General features: G+C 62.0%; 3 protein-coding genes. 1 reads left to right on the forward strand and 2 read right to left on the reverse strand.

Annotated elements, in window-relative coordinates:
- The first annotated feature begins 74 nt into the window (after nt 1-74).
- Nucleotides 75-827: a transporter substrate-binding domain-containing protein gene (locus tag EOC06_RS16070; protein WP_245469653.1), complete on the forward strand. Its 753-nt coding sequence runs from the start codon at nt 75-77 to the stop codon at nt 825-827.
- A gap of 70 nt (nt 828-897) precedes the next feature.
- Here the strand turns inward: EOC06_RS16070 and EOC06_RS16075 are convergent, their stop codons facing one another.
- Nucleotides 898-1,248, reverse strand: coding sequence for a cupin domain-containing protein (locus EOC06_RS16075; RefSeq protein WP_127269930.1), 351 nt, complete (start codon nt 1,246-1,248; stop codon nt 898-900).
- A gap of 6 nt (nt 1,249-1,254) precedes the next feature.
- On the reverse strand, nt 1,255-1,702 hold a 448-nt coding region (locus EOC06_RS42645), incomplete at its 5' end, for a PLP-dependent transferase (RefSeq protein ID WP_245469651.1).

Raw genomic sequence — 1,702 nt, forward strand, 5'->3', positions numbered from 1 at the left:
CACTTACCATTTCCATGGGCTGGAAACGCTCGCCGTCGGCTTTTGACGGCCACAAGCCGGGGCTGCCTCAGACTGTGCCCGGGGAAATAGGTGGCGCCGGTTTGCCTGACCTGACCGAGTTGAAATTCGCCTTCCTGGAAGAGCCGCCATTCTGCTTTGCAGGTGCATCGGGCGAGGTCTCAGGCTGTGACGTCGAGCTTGCGCGCAGGCTCGGTGACATGCTCGGATTGGCGAGCTTTAAGCCGATCGAAGCCGAATTCGCTGAACTGCTGCCGGGATTGGTCGAGGGTCGTTGGACCATGACGACCGGCCTGTTCGTCTCCGAAGAGCGCAGGCAGCTTGTCGACTTCACACGGCCGATCTGGGCGCTGCAGGACGGGTTGCTGGTCGCGAAACACAATCCGCGTGGCTTTCGCGGCTACCAATCCATTGCCGAGGACCGGACAGCGTTGATTGGTGTCATAACCGATCAGGTTCAGCATCTTACGGCGTTGCACAACGGAATCGCGCCCGAGCAGGTCAGGACGTTTGCAACGCAGGCGGATGCGGCGGACGCAGTGGCCAGCGGCGCGGTGCACGCCTACGCCAGCGTTGCGATGGCGCACCGAGGCTATCTGACCCGGCGGCCCGATATGCCGCTTGGGCTCGTCGAGGTTCCCCCGATTGAAAAGCAGCCGGCGGCCGGTGCCTTCGCGATCGCCAAAGGCAATTCAGCCCTGCTCCGGCGCATCGATGCTTGCCTCGATGAATTGGTGGGCAGCGACTGGCACCGACGGATGATGGCGCGATACGGATTCTCGGACAGCGATATCGACCGCATCGTCTGATCCGTGCATCTTTTGTTGTTCGACCATGATCTTTACCCGAAAACCGGCCTCCACTTTTCGGGATCACGGTCTACAGCTTGATCACATACTCCTTGCGAGTCGTTTCAAGCACTTCCCAGCTGCCTTTGAAGCCGGGCCTGAGCACGAAGCTGTCGCCGGCCTTGACGGTACGCGCCTGCCCGCCGTCTTCCGCGATCACCGAAACGCCGGACAGGATGTGGCAGAACTCCCATTCGTCATAGACGATGCGCCATTTGCCCGGGGTCGATTCCCAGATGCCGGCGTAAAGGCCGCCGTCGCGCTCCTCGACATTCCAGGTGAGGAATTTGGGATCGCCCGAGATCAGCCGATCCGGCGTCGGCGCGCCCTGTTCGGCGTCGACAGTGTCGACGCCGATGGCAAGAAATTTTGACTCGCTCATGATCGGTCAGACCTTGGCTAGCGCCTGTTCGAGGTCGGCGACGATGTCGTTGACGTCCTCGATGCCAATCGAAAGCCGCACCGTGTCCGGTCCTGCGCCGGCCTTGACCTTCTGCTCGTCGGAAAGCTGGCGGTGCGTGGTCGAGGCCGGGTGGATGACCAGCGACTTGGTGTCGCCGACATTGGCCAGGTGCGAGAACAGCTCGAGCGCCTCGACGAATTTGACGCCGGCGTCATAGCCGCCCTTGAGAGCGAAGGTGAACACGGCACCGGCGCCCTGCGGCGAGTATTTCTTCTGCAGCGCATTGTTCTTATCGGTCGGCAGGCCTGGATAGTTCACCGACGCGACCTTGGGGTGGTTGGACAGCCAGGCGGCGACCGTCACGGCGTTGTCGCAGTGGCGCTGCATGCGAAGCGGCAGGGTTTCCAGGCCGGTCAAGATGAGGAAGGCGTTG

The organism is Mesorhizobium sp. M7A.F.Ca.MR.362.00.0.0, from assembly GCF_004023175.1.
Lineage (GTDB): Bacteria > Pseudomonadota > Alphaproteobacteria > Rhizobiales > Rhizobiaceae > Mesorhizobium.

Coding starts and splice junctions, on each gene's coding strand:
- EOC06_RS16075 (WP_127269930.1), bottom strand. CDS start 1,248: ATGAGCGAGTCAAAATTTCTTGCCATCGGCGTCGACACTGTCGACGCC.